15 protein-coding genes are annotated in these 17,578 nt (G+C 72.1%); 11 read left to right on the top strand and 4 right to left on the bottom strand.

All coding sequences use genetic code 11. The features are described from left to right. Positions 1 to 198 precede the first annotated feature (198 nt). The 11 genes from DGO_RS01895 to DGO_RS01845 all read left to right on the top strand — a co-directional run bounded on the left by DGO_RS01895 (position 199) and on the right by DGO_RS01845 (position 14,398). Positions 199 to 3,000 carry a beta strand repeat-containing protein gene (locus tag DGO_RS01895; RefSeq protein WP_043800602.1) on the top strand — a complete coding sequence of 934 codons (2,802 nt, stop codon included), beginning with the start codon at positions 199 to 201 and terminating at the stop codon, positions 2,998 to 3,000. Positions 3,001 to 3,139: 139 nt separating this feature from the next. Continuing rightward, positions 3,140 to 4,816, top strand: coding sequence for a long-chain fatty acid--CoA ligase (locus DGO_RS01890; RefSeq protein WP_014683784.1), 1,677 nt, complete (start codon positions 3,140 to 3,142; stop codon positions 4,814 to 4,816). A 39-nt stretch (positions 4,817 to 4,855) separates the two neighbouring features. Next, the gene (locus DGO_RS01885) at positions 4,856 to 5,608 is read left to right on the top strand and encodes a nucleotidyltransferase family protein (protein ID WP_083847171.1); all 753 of its coding nucleotides are present in this window, start codon (positions 4,856 to 4,858) and stop codon (positions 5,606 to 5,608) included. 25 nt (positions 5,609 to 5,633) lie between these two features. Further along, positions 5,634 to 6,644, top strand: a complete 1,011-nt coding sequence (locus tag DGO_RS01880) for an alpha/beta hydrolase (protein ID WP_014683782.1) — start codon at positions 5,634 to 5,636, stop codon at positions 6,642 to 6,644. A 57-nt stretch (positions 6,645 to 6,701) separates the two neighbouring features. Beyond that, entirely contained in the window at positions 6,702 to 7,787 is a 1,086-nt protein-coding gene (locus DGO_RS01875) for a peptidase C39 family protein (protein WP_043802904.1), read from the top strand. A 7-nt stretch (positions 7,788 to 7,794) separates the two neighbouring features. Then, positions 7,795 to 8,604 carry a Zn-finger containing protein gene (locus tag DGO_RS01870; RefSeq protein WP_043800600.1) on the top strand — a complete coding sequence of 270 codons (810 nt, stop codon included), beginning with the start codon at positions 7,795 to 7,797 and terminating at the stop codon, positions 8,602 to 8,604. A gap of 111 nt (positions 8,605 to 8,715) precedes the next feature. Then, the gene (locus DGO_RS01865; RefSeq protein ID WP_014683779.1) at positions 8,716 to 9,171 is read left to right on the top strand and encodes a MarR family winged helix-turn-helix transcriptional regulator; all 456 of its coding nucleotides are present in this window, start codon (positions 8,716 to 8,718) and stop codon (positions 9,169 to 9,171) included. Continuing rightward, a complete protein-coding gene (locus tag DGO_RS01860; RefSeq protein WP_014683778.1) occupies positions 9,168 to 11,231 on the top strand; it encodes an MDR family MFS transporter in 2,064 nt (687 codons plus the stop codon). The genes DGO_RS01865 and DGO_RS01860 overlap by 4 nt, the downstream gene beginning before the upstream one ends. Positions 11,232 to 11,335: 104 nt before the next feature. After that, on the top strand, positions 11,336 to 13,069 hold the full coding sequence (locus tag DGO_RS01855) for an adenine deaminase (RefSeq protein WP_083847170.1): 1,734 nt from the start codon (positions 11,336 to 11,338) through the stop codon (positions 13,067 to 13,069). 4 nt (positions 13,070 to 13,073) lie between these two features. Continuing rightward, positions 13,074 to 13,928 (top strand): alpha/beta fold hydrolase, encoded by an 855-nt coding sequence (locus DGO_RS01850; protein ID WP_050920645.1) that lies wholly within the window; start codon positions 13,074 to 13,076, stop codon positions 13,926 to 13,928. A 71-nt stretch (positions 13,929 to 13,999) separates the two neighbouring features. Further along, on the top strand, positions 14,000 to 14,398 hold the full coding sequence (locus DGO_RS01845) for a 2Fe-2S iron-sulfur cluster-binding protein (protein ID WP_043800596.1): 399 nt from the start codon (positions 14,000 to 14,002) through the stop codon (positions 14,396 to 14,398). 196 nt (positions 14,399 to 14,594) lie between these two features. Here DGO_RS01845 and DGO_RS01840 read toward each other — a convergent pair whose 3' ends face one another. From DGO_RS01840 to DGO_RS23725, 4 genes are all read right to left on the bottom strand, one after another. After that, complete coding sequence (locus tag DGO_RS01840; RefSeq protein WP_338032403.1) at positions 14,595 to 14,792, bottom strand: hypothetical protein; 198 nt, start codon at positions 14,790 to 14,792, stop codon at positions 14,595 to 14,597. After that, complete coding sequence (locus DGO_RS01835; protein ID WP_043800594.1) at positions 14,789 to 15,619, bottom strand: HpcH/HpaI aldolase/citrate lyase family protein; 831 nt, start codon at positions 15,617 to 15,619, stop codon at positions 14,789 to 14,791. Before DGO_RS01835 ends, DGO_RS01840 begins: the two co-directional genes overlap by 4 nt. After that, positions 15,616 to 16,620, bottom strand: coding sequence for an NAD(P)/FAD-dependent oxidoreductase (locus DGO_RS01830; RefSeq protein WP_014683772.1), 1,005 nt, complete (start codon positions 16,618 to 16,620; stop codon positions 15,616 to 15,618). Before DGO_RS01830 ends, DGO_RS01835 begins: the two co-directional genes overlap by 4 nt. Before the next feature lie 186 nt (positions 16,621 to 16,806). Further along, entirely contained in the window at positions 16,807 to 17,577 is a 771-nt protein-coding gene (locus tag DGO_RS23725) for an alpha/beta fold hydrolase (RefSeq protein ID WP_050920644.1), read from the bottom strand. Position 17,578 lies beyond the last annotated feature (1 nt).

Here is a 17,578-nt window from a genome sequence, read left to right as displayed (position 1 = left end):
TAATTCGGCCAGTTTTCGCGATTTGCCTTGATACACGTGAAATTTGCTGTTTATGAGAATAAAACCAGATGAGACAAAATGATCCGAATCTGATCGGAGATTCTTGCATGTGGCACGTGGTCCTCCTAGACTCATCATGTCTCAGATAATTCCCAGTTTCTGAGTGAAAGCGCTCGGAAGACAGCACGAAGGAGAACTATGAACAGAAATCTCGGTTTCCTCGCCTTGACCGGTGTCCTGACCCTGGCGGCCTGCGGTCAGAACGCCACCCCGACCTGCGCCACCGGCCAGACGCTCGTGAACGGCGTCTGCACGACCCCCGGCGCCACGACTGGCGTCCTGAACGTCCAGAACCCCAACGGCTACACGGTCGCCGTGACCAACTCCGCCGGCACGGCCGTCCCGAGCAGCAGCTTCGGCTCGCTGACGCCCGGCAACTACACCATCACCTTCAGCCGTGACGGCTTCGCCAGCCAGACCACCAGCTTCAGCATCACGGCCGGCAACACGACGACCGTCGTCGCCCCGACCCTGGTCGCCGCGAACACCGCCGTCGGCGCGTACTACATCAACGCCAGCGGCGCGCGCGTCGCCATCACGGCCGCCGACACCGCCAACGCCGGCACGCGCTTCGTGTTCTACTCGTGGCTCAAGGACGACAGCGGCAGCGGCGTGACCCCCGCCAACCTCGCCACCGGCGCCGCCCCCACCGCCAGCGAGAAGACCGAAGTCGCGCCCCTGAACACCCAGAACCTCGCCGGCGCCTACGTGGGCTACCGCACCTCCGACGGCACCGTCTTCCCGGTCGTGGGCGCCAACGTGCGCTGGGACATCACCGAGCAGACCGGCAGCGTGCGCTTCTCGGCCGCCGACGACGGCACCCAGGCCTCCGGCGCGCCCATCAGCGGCCAGGACATCAACGACAACGCCCTGAACGCCAACACCTACACCAACGCGGCGGCGGGCACCAACGTGCGCTTCCCCAGCAGCGCGACCTACCCCACCTACAACCTGACGGGCATCAACACCCCCGACACCAACGGTTTCTCGTGGACGGCCCTGAACCACGACCCGCGCTCGACTACCGCCACGGCCCGCGTGCGCGTGATCGCCTCGGTCAACGGCACCGAGATCGACAAGCAGTGGCTCGACAAGACCTTCGCGCCCAGCGCCAACCTGGTCATCACCAAGACCCCGGCCGACAACGCTGCGGGCATCAACCAGGCGCGCAACATCACCGTGACCGTGACCAACAACGGCGCGGGCGCGGCCACCGGCATCAAGCTCAACGACGTGCTGCGCTCGGGCGACGGCGCCGCCTACAGCATCACGGCCCCGACCGGCACGACCGCCAACACCACCGACGGCTTCGACACCAGCTTCGACCTCGCGCCCGGCGCCAGCCGCAGCTTCGTGCTCTCGGCGCAGGCCAGCGCAGTCGGCGTCTACTGTGACGTGGCGACCGTCGTCAGCTACATCAACGGCCAGTTCGGCACGGTGACCCCCTCGAACCTCAACGCGCAGGCCTGCCTCACGGTCACGGCGCCCAACCTGAACATTGTCAAGACGCTGGGCACGCTCTCGGCCGACGGCGCGACCTTCACGCCCATCGCCAGCGGCGTGACCGTGGCCCCCAACACGCCGGTCTACGCCCGCGTCACCGTGTCCAACGGCGGCACGGCCACCGCGACCAACGTCGTCGTGACCGAAGGCCTGGCCAACAACACCAACGCCGCGAACTACAAGATCAGCGGCGCCGTGGTGTCCAACCCCAACACCGCCGTGACCCTGAACGGCGACGACGGCTTCACCAGCGCGGCCTTCAGCCTCGCGGCGGGCGCCAGCCAGACCTTCACCTTCCCGGCCACCGGCAGCGTCGACGGCACCTACTGCGACACCGCCTCGGCCACCGCGACGAGCAACAACGGCGGCGCGGCCACCGTGACCGGCAGCCCGACGGCCGCCGTGTGCTTCACCGTCACCAGCCCCAGCCTGAACATCACCAAGGTCAACCAGTCGACCTCGGGCGGCGCAGTGTCCAACCTGTACCCCGGCAGCAGCTACCGCAGCGTGATCACGGTGCGCAACAGCGGCACGGGCGCGGCGACCGGTGTGGCCGTCAGCGACCTGCTCGGCAACCTCAACAGCCGCTTCGTGAGCTTCGGCAGCGGGACCTACAGCGTCACCAACGCCGACGGCAGCGTCGCGAGCAGCGGCAGCCTGGCGACCTCGACGAACAACGCCAACACCGTCGTGACCTCGCCCGCCTCCGTGACCCTCGGCTCGGGCCAGACCATCACCCTGACCCTGACGAGCAGCGTGCCCGCCGGGACGCCCGCCGGCCAGTACTGCGACACGGCGACCTACGCCAGCACCAACGCCGGTACCAACACCGCCAACGCCTGCGTGACGGTCATCAACTTCGTCTCGACCCGCACGCAGATGTCCGACGGCGACACGGCCCTGGGCGCCAGCAACCGCGACCCGATCCCCGCCGACGGCACGACGGTCCTGACCCTGACCAGCGGCATCAGCGTCGAGAACAGCTCGAACCAGGGCGTGAACAACAACAGCGTCGTGTTCAACTTCGGCTCGACCGACGCGCGTGGCAGCACCCCCGGCCTGTTCAAGGTCAACGACACCACGGTGTACTACGACCCCACCCCGACCATCAACCCGGTCGACGGCAAGTTCACCAGCGACTACACCAGCGCTTCGAGCCGCCGCCTGACCCTGGGCACCGACTACACCCTCAACCCCGGCGGCGCTTCGACCACCGGCACCCAGACGCTGAACATCCTGGCGGGCAGCACCATCGTCCCCGGCGGCACCATCGGCATCGGCGGCGTCATCTGGGTCCGTCACAGCATGGTCGCCCCCGTCGGCACCGCTCCCCGCACCTACAACAACAGCCTGCTGTGGGCCGGTACGGGCGCCAACGACGGCGCCTCCACCGGCGGCGCGTCGAGCGAGCCCACCACCACCATCGTTCCCCAGTAAGCCCCCGCGCTTGCCGGACCTCCCTTCGGGGAGGTTTTTTCTTTTGTTGCGGCAGCTCACGTACAATGACCGGCACCCACAGTTCAGCCGGTCAGCGCCCCTGCCTGACCTTCACCCCTTTTCCCTGGAGGTCCTTTCTATGCAAGGCAACATGATGCACGTCCCCCTGACCGTCCCCTTCATCCTGGAACGCGCCCGGACCATCTACGCCGGGCGCGAGGTGGTCAGCCTGCTGGCGGCCGGGCGGGACGCGCAGGGCCAGCCCATTCCCCACAAGCACCGCACGACCTACGGCGCGGTGGCCGACCGGGCGCTGCGGCTGGGCGCGGCCCTGGGATCGCTGGGCCTGGAGCCGGGCGACCGGGTGGCGACCTTGGCGGTCAACTCTTTCCGGCATCTGGAGGCCTACCTGGGGGTGCCGTCGGCCGGCTACGTGCTGCACACGGTGAACATCCGCCTGCACCCCGAGCAGGTCGCCTGGATCCTGAACGACGCCGGCGACCGCGTGCTACTCGTCGAAAACGCCTTCGCCGCCATGATTCCGGCCCTGAAGGCCGCCTGTCCGCAGCTGGAGCACGTGTTCGTGCTGGGGCCGACGCCGCAGCCCGTACCCGGCGCGCAGGACTACGACAGCTGGATCATGGGCCACGAACCGCTGGCCGCCTACCCGGCACTGGACGAGGACAGCGCGGCGGCCATGTGCTACACCAGCGGCACGACCGGCAACCCCAAGGGCGTGCTGTACACCCACCGCTCGACGGTGCTGCACTCGCTGGCGAGCGCGCCCAAGGACGCCCTGAACGTGGGCGAAGCCGACACGCTGCTGCCGGTGGTGCCCATGTTCCACGTGAACGCCTGGGGGCTGCCCTACACCTGCGCGATGTACGGCGCGGCGCAGGTCTTCGCCGGGGTGTTCTCGGACGGCAGGTCGCTCGCCGGCCTCATGCAGGACGAGGGCGTGACCATCACCGCCGGCGTGCCGACCATCTGGATGGGCCTGCTGGGCGAACTCGACCGCGCCGCAGGCGAGGGGACGCCCTACGACCTGAGTCGGCTGGAGAGCCTGATCGTGGGGGGCAGCGCCGCGCCCGAGGCGATGATCCGCGCTTTCGACGAGCGACATAACCTGACCCTGCGCCACGCCTGGGGCATGACCGAGACCCACCCCCTGGGCACCGCGAGCACCGTGCCCCCCGGCGTGGACCCCCGCAGCGACGAGGGCTACACGCTGCGCGCCAAGCAGGGCCGCCCGGTGCCGCTGGTGTATCTGGAACTGGTGAACGAAGCGGGCGAGCGCCTGCCCCACGACGGCAAGACGATGGGCCGCCTGCTGGCACGCGGGCCCTGGGTGGCAGGCAGCTATTTCGGCGGCTCGGGGCAGGCCAGCTTCCTGACGCTGGACGGCGAGGAATGGTTCGACACCGGCGACATCGCCACGCTGGACGAGCGCGGGTACATGCACATCCAGGACCGGGCCAAGGACCTCATCAAGTCGGGCGGCGAGTGGATCAGCAGCGTGGACCTGGAAAACGCCATCATGGCCCACCCGGCCGTCGCGCAGTGCGCCGTGATCGCCATGGACGACCCCAAGTGGGACGAGCGCCCGCTGGCCGTGGTCGTGCCGCGCCCCGGCCACAGCGTGACCCACGAACAACTCGTGGAGTTCCTGGCACCGAAGTTCGCCAAGTGGTGGCTGCCCGACGCGACGGTCCTCACCGACCACCTGCCCATCGGCGCGACCGGCAAGTTCCTGAAGCGCGAGCTGCGCGAGGAATACCGGGGTCACCGCGCCCAGCAGACCGCCGAGCGGTCCTGACGTGCCGGCGGGCGCGGCTGGGGGGGTGACTCGGCAGCCATGACCTCTTTTCTCACGCCCCTCTTGGCCGAGCTGATGGCCGAGGAGGGCGTGCGGGCGGTCTTTCTCACAGGGAGTCACGCCCGGGGAGAAGCCGACGCCTGGAGCGACCTCGACCTCTCGGTGCTGGTGACGGAAGACCGCTTCGCGCGCGACACCGTGAGCTACCGGGAAGGCCGACTGGTCAGCGTGGAGCGCCGCACCGTCGCCGAGCGCGGGCGGGCCTTTACGGAGCCGGAGGCGGCGCTGTGGAACCTGGAGGCCCTGCGCACGGCCCGTGCGCTGCACGACCCGGACGGGGTTTTCGCGGCCATCCAGGCGCGGGCACGGGCCTTCGCCTGGACCGAGGTGGAGGACCAGGCCCACCGGCACGCGGGCCAGCTCGTCGCCGGAATGGCCGAGGAGGTCCACAAGGTAGTGGGCGGCCTTCACGCGGGCGACGGCAGCAAGGTGGGGTATGCCGCCGCCGGGCTGACCTTCGCCCTGGGTACGGCGGCGCTGCTGAGCACCGGCACCCTCGTCCCGACCGAGAACCGGTATCTGGCGCTGGCGCAGGGGGCCTGGGCCGACCCGGCGTGGCGCGGGGCCTACGGCACCCTGGCGGGCCTGACGGACGCGGCGTGGCCCGAGCGGGGGCGCGCGGGGCTGCGGGCCTACGGGCGGGCGGTGGCCCTGGCGCGCTGGCCGGACCAGGCCCTTCAGACCCTGGCGCAGGAAGCGGCCAGCAAAGCGGCGGCCTTCCTGTCGGCCTAGGCCGCCGCGCCCTACAATCCCCGGTATGGCTGTTTCGGTGCAGGGACAACAGGTCACATTCACGCCCCCGGCGGGCGCGGCCGGGCTGGTGGGCGACTTTACCGACTGGCGCAAGCGCGAGCCCCTGCCCGCGGCGCCCGGCGTGCCCCTCAGCCTCACGCTGCCGCGCGGAGCCTGGGTCGAGTACGCCTGGGTGGACGCGGCGGGCGAGCCCTTCGCGGACCCCGACAACCCCCAGAAGTCCCTGAATCCCTGGTGGTCCTACCCGCGCGCGGCGGTGGTGGGTGAGTACGCCCGGCACCCGCTGTGGCTGCGGCCGGAAGCCACCCGCAAGGGCACGGCCCACCGCCTGACCTGGGAAGGCGAGGTCTTCGGGGGGACGCGGCGCGCCATCGTGTACACGCCGCACGGGCACGACCCCGCGCGCCCCACCCCGGTGTACTACGTGCAGGACGGTGTGGCCTTCTACCGCACCGGCAAGCTGGGCGAGGTGATGGACCGCGCCGCCGAGGCCGGGCTGGCGACGGGCGCCGTGCTGGTCTTCGTCGAGCCGGGCGACCGCAACGAGGAGTACTACCTCAACGGCCGCTACCTCGACTTCCTGCGCCGCGAGGTGTTCGCGCGGGTGGAGGGCGAGTACGTGACGCCCTCGGCGCGCGGGTTGTGGGGCGCGAGCCTGGGCGGGCTGATCTCGCTGTACCTGGGCAGCCGGCACCCCGAGCTGTTCTCGCGGGTGGTGAGCCACAGCGGCGCCTTCATCGCGCGGCCGGGAGCGCAGTCTCCCAGCGGGGTCATCGACACCACGACCGCCGGCGAGTGGCTGCTCGAACAGCTGACGGCCACCCCACCCACGCACCTGAAGACGAGTCTGGACACCGGCACGCTGGAGTGGCTCACCGGCCCGAACCGCCGCATGGCGGGCCTGTTCGCCGACCACTTTTTGCCGCACCAGTACCGCGAATACCCCAGTGGCCACAACTGGGTGACCTGGCGCGAGGCGCTGCCCGAGGCCTTCTTGTACATGCAGGGAAGCTGAGGGGCGGCCCCGGCCCTCACCCGCTCCCCCGCCCCGCATGGCACAGTGGCCCTGTCCATGCGGAAAATCCCCCTGTTCAGCGTGCTGGCCCTGGGCCTCGCGGCCGGTGCGCCCGCCGGAGCCAAGACCATGACCTTCCCTGCCAGCACCACCACCATCCACGAACGTGCCGCCGACTGGGCGGGCGCGGCCCTCAGCGGCGCGGCGCTGCGCGGCGACACCCTGAGCCTGCCGCCCGGCGTGCGCGAGGGCACCGTCACGGGCGCGCCCCTGACCGTTCCGGCCTTCGACGAACTCGTGCCCTCCTGGAACAGCGTGACGGGCGCGGCGGGCAGCGTGACGGTCGAGGTGCGCGCGGGCCTCGCGGGCGGCGGCTGGACCCGCTGGTACTCCTTCGGGCGCTGGAGCGCCGCCGAGGGCCGCACCAGCCTGAATGGCCAGAAGGACGGCGCCGGGCAGGTCCTGACCGATACCCTGCGGCTGAACCGTCCCTCGGCGCAGGTGCAGTACCGCGTCACCCTGCGCGGCGAGGGCACGTCGCTGCGGCTGCTGGCCCTGACCACCAGCGACCGCGCGCGTCTGGCGCAGGGCGCGGGGCAGGCCAGCGACCGCCGCGCCTGGGGCCACACCGTGAACGTGCCGCAGCGCTCGCAGATGATCTACCCGGGCGGCGGCGAGGTGTGGTGCAGCCCGACCAGCGTCAGCATGATCCTGGCGAACTACGGCGTAGATGTGCCGGTGCCGCAGGCGGCCGGGGGCATGCACGACCAGGCCTACGACGGCACGGGCAACTGGCCCTTCAACACGGCCTACGCGGGCGAGCGCGGGATGCGCGCCTTCGTGACGCGGCTGCCGAGCCTCGCCGCCGCCGAGCGCTTCACGGCCGCCGGGGTGCCGCTGGCCGTCAGCCTGGGCTGGAAGAAGGGCGAGCTGCCGGGCGCGGCGATTCCCAGCAGCACCGGGCACCTGATGGTCCTCGTCGGTTTCGACGCGCAGGGGAACCCGGTCCTGAACGACCCGGCGGCGCCCGGCAACGACACGGTACGCCGGCCCTATCCGCGCGCGGCCTTCGAGCGGCTGTGGCTCTCGCACAGCGGCGGCCTGAGCTACGTGATCGCGCCGGCCGGCACGCTCCTGCCGTAGGGCGGCCGTGCCCTTTCCCGCCACCTGTCCGCACTGCCGCCGCGAGCAGCCGGTCGAGTTCGCCGACAGCCTGATCCACGACCTGAAGTGCCCCCACTGCGGGGGCCGGTTCTGCCTGTTCGTGCGCAAGCACAAGTTCGAGGTGCTGTTCGACCTGGGCACCCAGGCGCTGCTGGGCGGCTACGCCCGCGAGGCGGTGGCGAGCTTCGCGGCGGCGCTGGAGCGCTTCTTCGAGTTCTACGTGCGCGCCGCCACGCTGGAACGCGCCGCCACCCGTGGCCAGGAGTTCGGGGAGGCCGAGGCGCTTCTCGACCGCACCTGGCGGCACGTCGCCAGCCAGTCCGAGCGCCAGATCGGCATGTTCGCGCTGGCCTACCTGCTGCGTGAGGGCCGCGAGCCGGAGTTCCTGGGCAGTCAGGCCCTGGGGGCCGACTTCCGCAACCGGGTGATCCACCGGGGCTACCTGCCGCCGCGCGCCGAGGTCGAGGCCTACGCCGCGCGCGTCTTCGCCCTCATCGACCGGCTGCTGGGCGAGCTGGGCGAGGGGGCCGGGCACGCCGAGCTGGCGCAGGAGCGGGCCTTCGCCGCGCATCTGGCGACCCTGCCCGACGCGGTGGTGGCCGTGTTCGAGGAGCATCCGGGCATGTTCCGGGCGCGGCGCTTCGGGGGAGCGGGCCTGGAAGGCCTGGGGGCGGGCAAGTCGGCGCGGCGACCGGCAGCCCCGCCCCTGACCCCCACCCGGCTCAACGACGCGCAGGCTTTCGGACAGGCGCTGCGCGAGCGCGCCCCCCTTCTCGACCGGCTCAAGAGCCGCTGAGCCGCCCTGTACGCCGGTCCCGGCCCCCCAAGGCCGGGGTCCTTGCCTGTCCCCAATGATTGCCTCCGGTATTTCCTTTACTTCAGTCAACTATTGCGGTAGATTCAGGAAATGGCGATTTCTCCACCCCCCCCTCACGAGACGGAAGAGACCAGCCGGTTTCTCCAGGCGATGTGGCAGTTCAACCGCGCGTTGGGCCAGGAACTCCAGCCCCTGCTGCAAGACGCGCACGACACCGATCCGCGCAGTTTCATGCTGCTCAAGACCATCGAGAGCGGCCTGACCTACCCCAAGGTGATCGCGCAGGAACTCAAGCTGCCGCCCACCCTGCTGAGCCGTTACCTCGACGACCTGAGCAAGCGCGGGCTGCTGGAGCGGCACATCGACGAGCAGGACTCGCGGCGCACCCGCCTGAGCCTGACCCCGGCGGGCGAGGCGCTGCTGCAGGCCACACAGTGCACCGTCCATACCCACGTGGCGCGGCGACTCGCGCGGCTGCGGCCCGAGCAACTGCGCGCCCTGAACGACGCCCTGCACGCCCTGAACAGCGGCGAGGAACAGGCATGACCGCCGCCGCCCAAGCGCCCGCCCGCGTCTTCAGCGCGCAGGAAAAGACCATCACGCTCGTCGGGCTGATGGTCGTGTTCCTGCTCTCGGCGCTCGACCAGACCATCGTCAGCACGGCGATGCCGCGCATCATCGAGCAGCTTCAGGGCCTGGAGTACTACACCTGGGTCACGACCGCCTACCTGCTCGCCAGCACCGTCATGGTGCCCATCTACGGCAAACTCTCGGACCTGTACGGCCGCAAACCCATCCTGGTGCTGGGCATCGTGCTGTTCCTGCTGGGCTCGGTACTGTGCGGCATGAGCGGCGAGCCGTTCCTGGGCAACCTCTTCGGCGGCGGCATGTTGCAGCTCATCGTGTTCCGGGCCTTGCAGGGCCTGGGCGGCGCGGCCCTGTTCACGAGCGCCTTCGCCATCATCGCCGACATGTTCGCGCCGGCCGAGCGCGCCAAGTTCGGCGGCCTGTTCGGGGCCGTGTTCGGGCTGTCCAGCGTGCTGGGGCCGATCATCGGAGGCTTCCTGACCGACCACGGCAGCGTGTCGCTGCTGGGCTATTTCGTCGAGGGCTGGCGCTGGGTCTTCTATGTCAACCTGCCGCTGGGGGCTGTCGCCCTGTTCATGATCATCGCCAAGATGCCCAGCCTGTCGCACCGCGCCTCGGGGAGGATTGACTTCCTGGGCGCGCTGCTCATCGTCCTGACGACCATCCCGCTGCTGCTGGCCCTGACCTGGGGTGGCGTGACCTACCCCTGGGACAGCGCGCGCGTGCTGGGCCTGTTCGCCGTGAGCGCGGTGAGCCTCGTGCTGTTCATCCTGGCCGAGCGCCGCAATCCCGACGCCATCTTGCCGCTGGGACTGTTCCGCAACGCCACCTTCACCTTCGGCAACCTCGCGAGCTTCGTCATCAACATGGCCTTCATCGGCATCGTGATGTTCCTGCCGCTGTTCATGCAGACCGTGCAGGGCGTCTCGGCGACCAACTCGGGGCTCGCCATGCTGCCGCTGATGGCCGGCCTGATCCTGTCGAGCATCACCGCCGGCAATCTCGTGAGCCGCACCGGCAACTACAAACCCTTCCTGCTGGGCGGCACGGCCGTCCTCATCGCGGGCGTGTTCCTGCTCGCGCAGATCACGGTGGACACCAGCCGCCTCGACCTGGGCTGGCGGATGTTCATCGTGGGTCTGGGCCTGGGCCCCTCGATGAGCCTGTTCAATATCGCCATCCAGAACGCCGTCTCGCCGAGCCTGATCGGCGTGGCGACCAGCAGCAGCCAGTTTTTCCGCCAGATCGGCAGCACCATCGGCGCGGCGATCTTCGGCACCCTGCTCCTGAACAACCTCCAGAGCGAGCTGCCCCGCTACCTGCCCGACGTGCCGGGCATGGAAAACGCCGCCAAGAACATCAACCTCGGCGAGATGCGGGCCAGCAGCGGCGGCAGCGACACCGACAAGCAGATCCGGGCGGCCGTGGACGCCCAGTACGCCCAGATCGAGAAGGCCTTCGGCGGCGACGCGGCGGCCACGCAGGCCCTGCTGCAAAACCCGCAGATTCCGGCGGACCTCAAGGCCACCCTCAAGAGCGGCGGCGTGGCGGCGCAGGTCCGCGCCCAGCTGAGCGCGCAGGCCGACGCGGTGGCCGGAGCCCTGAACCGGGGCGAGGCGGGCCGTCAGGCGCTGCTGGCCTCCGGCACCACCCCCGCCGCCCTCAAGACGCAGCTGCGCGCCCTGCCCGCCGCCGCCCTCGCCACCCCCGCCGCCGCGCAGGCGACCGCTGCCCAGGTCCGTCAGGGCCTCCTGGCGAGCGCGCCCCAGGTCGCGGCGCAGGCGACCACCCAGGCGCTCGCGCAGGTGCGCCGGACGCTGGACACGCAGGCCAAGCAGCTCGCCGCGCAGGTGGGCAGCGGCATGAAACAGGGCTTCACGGCGGCCGTGCGCCACATGATCGCCACGAGCATCTGGATCATCCTGGTCGGCCTGATCCTGACCGCCTTCCTGCCGGTGGTGCCCCTGCGCCAGCAGCCGCAGGGCGAGGACCGCGCCGCCGCCGTGCCCATGCACTGACCTCCCGGCAGCCTTCCGGAGCGGCGCGCAGGTCCAGCCTGCGCGCCGCTCTTCCGGCGGCCGCCGTCCCTGTGCAAACCTTAATTTTCCCCCTACACTGCGTCATGACCGAGGCTTCTGACCGGCGACGGGTGGTGCGCGCAGCGCGCGGAGAGGAAGCGGGTGACCTGCTGGTGCGCGGCGCACAGGTGGTTCAGCCCGCGACCGGAGAAATTTACGGGGCCGACGTGCTCGTGGCCGGGGGCCGCGTGGCGGCGGTGGGGCAGCTCGGCGGCGCGCAGGCGGCCCGCACCGTGGAGGCGCGCGGGGCCTTCCTCGCGCCGGGCTTCATCGACGGGCACGTGCATATCGAGTCCAGCCTGCTGACCCCGGCGGGCTTCGCGGGCGCGGTGCTGCGCCGGGGCACGACCACCGTGGTCGCCGAGCCGCACGAGGTCGTGAACGTGCTGGGGGGCCGGGGCCTGGACTGGATGCTGGAAGCCGGGCGGACCTCGGGCCTGCGGGTCTACGGCTCGGTGCCGTCGTGCGTGCCCGCCAGCGAGTTCGAGCGGGGCGGAGCCGTGCTGGGCGCCGCCGAGGTGGCCGAGCTGCTGCGGCGCCCCGGCGTGCTGGGCCTGGCCGAGATGATGAACTACCCCGGCGTGCTGGGCGGCGACGCGGCCGTGTGGGACATCCTGGCGGCGGGCCGGGCCTCGGGGCTGCGCCTGGACGGCCACGCCTCGGGGGTCACGGGGCGCGACCTGCTGGCCTACGCGGCGGCGGGGCTGCACTCGGACCACGAGGCGACCACGCCGCAGGAGGCCCGCGAGCGCCTGCGCGCCGGCCTGTGGCTGATGGTGCGCGAGGGCTCGGCGGCGCGCAACCTCCAGGCCCTGCTGCCGGTGCTGCGCGAGAAACCCCGGCGCGCGATGCTCGTGAGCGACGACGTGAGCGTGGACGAACTGCTGGACCTCGGGCACCTCGACCGGCTGATGCGCGCCTGCGTGGCGGGCGGCCTGCACCCGGCCGACGCGGTAGCCCTGGTGACCTGCAACCCCGCCGAGTACTGGGGCCTGCACGACCACGGCCTCGTGGCGCCGGGCTACCACGCCGACTTCGTGCTGCTGGACAACCTGCGCGACTTCGGGGTGCTGGAGACCTTCGTGGGCGGCGCCGAGGCCCGGCCCGGCACCGCCACCCCTCCCCTGCCCGGCGGCGGCGTGGACCTGGGGGCGGGCTGGGACGCGGCGCGCTTCGGGGTGCCCGCCCACTGGCCGGTGATGGAGGTGAGCCCCGACCAGATCACGACCGGGGTGGGCGCGCCCGGCAGCGGCGACGCGCGGCTGGTCGTGGCCGACCGCTACGGGCGCGGCGAGTGGGCGACCTGCTGGACCTCGGGCACCGGCCTCACCGGCGGCACCCTGGCCCTGAGCGTGCTGCACGACGCGCACCAGGCGGCCTTCCTGGGCGGCAGTGACGAGGACATCCGCGCGGCGGGCCGGGCGCTGACGGCGCTGGGCGGCGGGGCGGTGGTGGTTTCGGGCGGCGAGGTCCTCGCGCAACTCCCGCTGCCCTACGCGGGCCTGATGACCGACCTGCCCCCGCAGGAAGCCGCCGCGCGTCTGGGCGAGATCACGGCGGCGGCGCGCTCGCTCGGCTGCCGCCTGCCCTACCCCGTGACCACCCTGAGCTTCCTGGGGCTGAGCGTGATCCCGGCCCTGAAGCTCACGCCGCGCGGCCTGCTGGACGTCACCGCGTGGCGGCTGCTGGACGGCGACGCCCCCGGCCGGCCCGCCCAGCCCGGAGGCCAGTCCAGTGGAGCGCCGTCCAGCGTGGGCGCGCCGGGTGGGTCAGACTAGGCCCATGACCGACTTGCCCCAGGACTGGACCGAACGCAGCGTCATGGCGGGCGACGTGCGCCTGCATGTGGTGGAGGCCGGCCCCGCAGACGGCCCGCTCGTCGTGCTGCTGCACGGCTTCCCCGAGTTCTGGCGGGCCTGGGAGCGCCAGATCGGGTTTCTCGCGCGCGCGGGCTTCCGGGTGGTGGCCCCCGACATGCGCGGCTACAACCTCAGCGAGAAACCGCCGGGCGTCTCTGCCTATAAGGTGAGCCTGCTGCAGGAGGACGTCGCGGCCCTCATCCGCGCGCTGGGCCGCACGCGGGCGCGGGTGGTCGGGCACGACTGGGGCGGCATCGTGGCCTGGGCGCTGGCGATCCGGCAGCCGGAAGTCGTCGAGAAGCTGGTCATCCTGAACGCGCCGCATCCGGGGCGCTTCCGCGAAGTCCTCAAAAACTCGGCGCAGAAGAAGAAATCCTGGTACATCGGCTTCTTCCAGCTTCCGTGGCTGCCCGAGCGCGTGCTGCCGCAGTTCGGGCGCTGGGCGCTGCGGGGCGTGAACCCCGACGCCTACACGCCACAGGAGCTGCGTGAGTACGGGGCCGCCTGGGCCCAGCCCGGCGCGGCGGGCGCCATGATCAACTACTACCGCGCCATGCGCGTGGCAGGCACAGGCGGGGGCCGCCAGGGGGGCGAGGTGCGCGTGCCCACCCTGGTGATCTGGGGCGAGCGCGACGCCGCGCTGCTGCCCGAACTCGCCGACGGGCTGGAGCGCTGGGTGCCGGACCTGCGGGTGGTCAAGCTGCCGCGCGCCAGCCACTGGGTCATGCGCGACGAGCCGCTGCGGGTCAACAACCTGCTGGCCGAGTTCCTGGCCTGACCGGCGAGGGGGGCAGCCCCGCGCCGCCTCGCGCTCGCCACCTGCGCGCGCACATGTGCCATGCTCGGCACATGACCCAGAGCAGCAGCGAACAGCCCCTCCGCATTCAGGTCGAGGGCCACAGCGAGATCACGGCGCAGGAGGGCGAGCGGCTGGTGCTGGCGCTGGAGCGCGGCGGGGTGGACATCCTGCACCGCTGCGGCGGCGTGGCGCGCTGCACGACCTGCCGCGTCGAGTTCCTGGAAGGCGAACCCGACCTGATGACGGCCGCCGAGTACGACAAGCTCACCGAAAAGGAACTGCTGAACGTGGCCCGCCTGTCCTGCCAGATCGAGTGCGCGCCCGGGATGCGCCTGCGGCCCCTCCAGACCGTGAGCAGCAGCGGCCTGGAGGCGGGCAAGGCCCCCGCCGAGACCATCATGCCCGAGCCGGTGTGGACGACCCGTCCCGGGGCCTCGACCGAGGGCTAGGCCGTCGCCGCCGATCTTCGGACCAGCCGGGTGGGGCAGGTAGGCTTGCCCAGACAACGGTCGAGCGTCGTCATCGGCGCCGCCCTGACCGGGACAGTCCGTTCTGCCCAATAAACGAACAAAAGACATTCCAGCGGGAGAGGAGAGTGTTCGGCGCTCGCCCTCCCGAAAGCCCGCACGGAGGGCGGCGACCTCCTCAGCTTCCCGAATGCGGCGCCGGTACCTCGGCCTCGCCGAGACCCAGCCCGGCGAGCACCTGCGCGCGGCTCCAGCCCACCAGGGCCATGAGCTGCCCGAGCGTCGCCTCGAACTCCGGCTGCTCCGGCGGCGTGGCCCGCAGCTCGGCCCACAGGGCGTTGCGCCGCCGCAGGAAGTCGGGGGACAGGCGCGTCACGGCGCTCCCCGGCCGTCCGCAGGCGTCCACGCCGCGAGCGTCTCACGGGCCTCTAGGGCGTGCATCGTCTCGATGAGCGCTCCCCGGAAGGTGGCGACACTCCGGCCCTGCGCGCGGGCCTCGTCCCAGGCGGCGAGCAGGGCGCTGGCCTCGCGGGCGTCCTCCTCGCTGACCCCGTAGGCGGCGTTGGCGGCCCCCACCTGCCCCGGATGGATGACCGTCTTGCCCGCGAAGCCCAGCGCGCGGCCCTGGGCGCACTCGCGCGCAAATCCCCCCGGATCGCGCACGTCGTTGTAGACGGCGTCCAGCGGCACCCGGCCGTAGGCGCGCGCCGCGAGGACCACCGCCGAGAGCGCGTGCAACAGTGGTCCGCGCTCCGGGTCCGGCCGGGTCCGCAGCGCGCGGGCGAGGTCGTTGGCCCCGGCGATCAGGCCCGCCACCCCGGGGGCCGCCGCGATCCGGGGGGCCGCCAACACCCCCAGCGGTGTCTCGATCATGGCCCACAGGGGCACCCGCAGATGCAGTTCGGTCACGGTCTGGGCGTCCTCGACCTTGGGCAGCACCAGCCCGTCCACCCCGGCGAGCAGCGCGGCCTCGCGGTCCTCGTGCTCCCAGGGCGTGCCCACGCCGTTGACACGGACGAGGACCGGTACCGGCCAGGGCGAACGCAGCGCCTCCTGGACATTCTCCCTCGCCGCCGCCTTGTGCTCGGGGGCCACGGCGTCCTCCAGATCCAGGATCACGGCGTCTGCCCCCAGCGTCCGCGCCTTCTCGATGGCGCGGGGCTTGTCGCCGGGCACGTACAGGACCGAACGGAAGGGAGTCATGCCCCGGCCTCCAGCGCGGCGGCCAGCGACCAGCCGCTGAGCAGCGCCGCCTCGACGCGCGTGCCGTGGTCGTCGGGGGTAAAGCCGTCGCCGCAGGCCCCCAGCTTCAGCTCGGCGTCCCAGAAGTGCGCCCCGGCGGCCCGGCGCGCGGGCTGGGCGTAGCGCCAGCGGTGGGCGAAGGTGTGCAGCGGCGTGAACCCGCCCAGAACCTCGGCAGCGGCGGCCAGCAGGGCGGCCTGCACGTCCCCCGGGCGGTCTTCGAGGTGCGCCCGCGACCAGTCGGCGTGGGCGTGGAGCATCAGCGCGGGCGGATGTCCGGCGGGGCGCTTGGTATGCTCGCGCGCCGCCCAGTCGAGCGCCGGATGACCCTTGAACCGCAGGGCAGGCCAGTCGGCGGCGAGGTCCTGCTCCAGCACGGCCCCGACCGCCCAGCACGGGTCGTAGGTCACCCCGGAAAGGGCCGCGCGCAGCTCCGGCGCGTGCTCGCCCAGCAGGGCCGAGGCCTGCGCGGCGGGCAGGTTCAGGACCAGCCGCCGGGCCTCGTGGGTGCCGCCCCCATCGTCGTGGACACGCCAACCCGCGCCCCCCCGCTCCAGCCGCGCCGCCGTGACGCCGTAGGCCACGTCCAACCCTTCACCCAGATGACGGCCCAGGGCGCTCAGGCCATCCACGGGCGCGTAGCGGGGATGCTCGCCGCCTCCGTCCACCCGAATCTCGCCCGCTTCCCAGGTCGGGAAGCCGGTGGCCCAGGCACGCAGCCAGCCCGCCGCCTCACCGGCGCGGGCCAGGGAACGCAGCCGTTCGCCGCGCGCCGTAAAGAAGCGGGCGCCGTGGTCGAGCCGGGCCTCGCGGCCCCTGTCCAGACGCACGCGCCGGGTCGCCGCCCGGCCCGCACCGCCGCGCGACTTGTCCAGCAGGCGCACGTCCGCACCCGCCGCGCGCAGGTCGCCGGCCAGGGCCAGCGCGCCCAACCCCGCCCCCACGATCAGGACGTCACTCATGGGCCGCCGCCGGGCGAGGCTGGACGCGCTGGGCCGCGCTCGACACCAGCAACAAGGGCAGCAGGGCCAGCAGGAACTTCAGTGGACGGGGCATGGCGACAGCCTAGCGGCTCGGCCACGGCGGGCGCGTGACTGTGGAGGGCTCCGCAAGGCCCGGACCCGTGGTGGGCGGACCCCGCGCGGCGGCTAGGCCTCCGATCCACCGGGCAGCGAGGCCAGGAAGCGGCCCAGAAGGTCGCCGAAGGCCCCGGGCCGCTCCAGCGCGGGCAGATGCGCCGTATCCGGCACGACGTGCAACTCGGCGCGGGGCATCACGCGGGCGGCGTGTTCGCTGGCCGCCCGCAGGTGGGGCAGTTCCAGGCTGCCCACCACCAGCAGGGTAGGCACGGTCAGTTCGGGCAGGCGCGGATACGCCGTTCTCTCAGGAGGGGTCCCCTCCTCCGGCGCGGCCCGCAGCACCGGACCGTTCATGGCCAGGAAGAGGTCCCGCAGCGGCCCCTGCACGCGGCCCGGCGGGTTCGCGCCGTCGAGCCACAGCTGCGCCTCCAGTTCGTTCAGGCGGTCCAGGTCGCCGGCCTCTCTGGCCTCCTGCATCTCCCCGCCCAGGCACTCGGGCACCTCGCTCCAGTCGTCCGGCACCGGCATCCCGCCGATGGCCGTGCCGACGAGGACGAGGGCGCGCACGCGTCCGGGGGACGCCAGGGCGAAGTCCAGGGCGATTTCGCCACCCTTCGGGCTGCCGACCAGGACGGCCTGACTGATGTCCCCCGCGTCCAGGACGGCCAGCAGGTCGGTCACGTCGCTGTAGGGCTCGTCGGCGGCGGGCGTCTCGCCGTAGCCCCGGCGGTCGTAGGTGACCACGCGGTGGCCTGCCCGCAGCCGGGCCACCTGCGCGGCCCAGACCCGGCGGTCGGTGACGCCGGCATGGAGCAGGACCAGGGGTGGCCCCTGGCCCACG

The organism is Deinococcus gobiensis I-0, from assembly GCF_000252445.1.
GTDB lineage: Bacteria > Deinococcota > Deinococci > Deinococcales > Deinococcaceae > Deinococcus > Deinococcus gobiensis.
This window is presented reverse-complemented; position numbering and strand designations above follow the sequence as displayed.

Excerpts from the sequence above, each read along its gene's own strand:
- DGO_RS01895 (WP_043800602.1), top strand. The coding sequence starts at position 199 with ATGAACAGAAATCTCGGTTTCCTCGCCTTGACCGGTGTCCTGACCCTG.
- DGO_RS01890 (WP_014683784.1), top strand. The coding sequence starts at position 3,140 with ATGCAAGGCAACATGATGCACGTCCCCCTGACCGTCCCCTTCATCCTG.
- DGO_RS01885 (WP_083847171.1), top strand. The coding sequence starts at position 4,856 with ATGACCTCTTTTCTCACGCCCCTCTTGGCCGAGCTGATGGCCGAGGAG.
- DGO_RS01880 (WP_014683782.1), top strand. The coding sequence starts at position 5,634 with ATGGCTGTTTCGGTGCAGGGACAACAGGTCACATTCACGCCCCCGGCG.
- DGO_RS01875 (WP_043802904.1), top strand. The coding sequence starts at position 6,702 with ATGCGGAAAATCCCCCTGTTCAGCGTGCTGGCCCTGGGCCTCGCGGCC.
- DGO_RS01865 (WP_014683779.1), top strand. The coding sequence starts at position 8,716 with ATGGCGATTTCTCCACCCCCCCCTCACGAGACGGAAGAGACCAGCCGG.
- DGO_RS01860 (WP_014683778.1), top strand. The coding sequence starts at position 9,168 with ATGACCGCCGCCGCCCAAGCGCCCGCCCGCGTCTTCAGCGCGCAGGAA.
- DGO_RS01855 (WP_083847170.1), top strand. The coding sequence starts at position 11,336 with ATGACCGAGGCTTCTGACCGGCGACGGGTGGTGCGCGCAGCGCGCGGA.
- DGO_RS01850 (WP_050920645.1), top strand. The coding sequence starts at position 13,074 with ATGACCGACTTGCCCCAGGACTGGACCGAACGCAGCGTCATGGCGGGC.
- DGO_RS01845 (WP_043800596.1), top strand. The coding sequence starts at position 14,000 with ATGACCCAGAGCAGCAGCGAACAGCCCCTCCGCATTCAGGTCGAGGGC.
- DGO_RS01835 (WP_043800594.1), bottom strand. The coding sequence starts at position 15,619 with ATGACTCCCTTCCGTTCGGTCCTGTACGTGCCCGGCGACAAGCCCCGC.
- DGO_RS01830 (WP_014683772.1), bottom strand. The coding sequence starts at position 16,620 with ATGAGTGACGTCCTGATCGTGGGGGCGGGGTTGGGCGCGCTGGCCCTG.